Raw genomic sequence first — 427 nt, forward strand, 5'->3', positions numbered from 1 at the left:
ACAACACGATATGCGCGCCCGGTTTCAACAGGCTGCGATCGCCGGGATCCAGGGTGACGATCGGCACATCCTCCGGCACGTTAACGGTTTTTTGCTGGTTGCCGTAGGTCACGGTCAGGGTGCGTCCGTTGGACTTCACCAGTTTGCCCACGGTACCGTTGGTCATGGTGTCGACCTTGCCGTCGGCGGATTCCCAGGCCGAGTGGCCTTCGCCGGTGCCGCGCAGGCTGGCTGCGAACACGTGCACTTCCAACGCTTTCAAAGAGCCGTCCGGCTGCGGTACGGCAGCGGTGCCGATAAAGCTGTCCGGTTTGATATCATCCAGCGTGCCTTTCGACACGCTCAGCACTCGGGTCTGGTCATTGAGCTTGACGCTAACCTTTTCCCCTTTGCGGTCGGTGAGTTGCAGGCTGCTGTCGCTTACCTG

At 60.7% G+C, this 427-nt stretch carries 1 protein-coding gene; it reads right to left on the reverse strand.

Annotation, left to right across the window (positions count from 1 at the left end):
- Positions 1 to 427, reverse strand: a 427-nt coding sequence (locus tag CVN76_RS00335; RefSeq protein ID WP_100530067.1) for a hypothetical protein, incomplete at both ends; no start/stop codon positions are given.

It is taken from the genome of Bacillus sp. mrc49 (genome assembly GCF_002803435.1).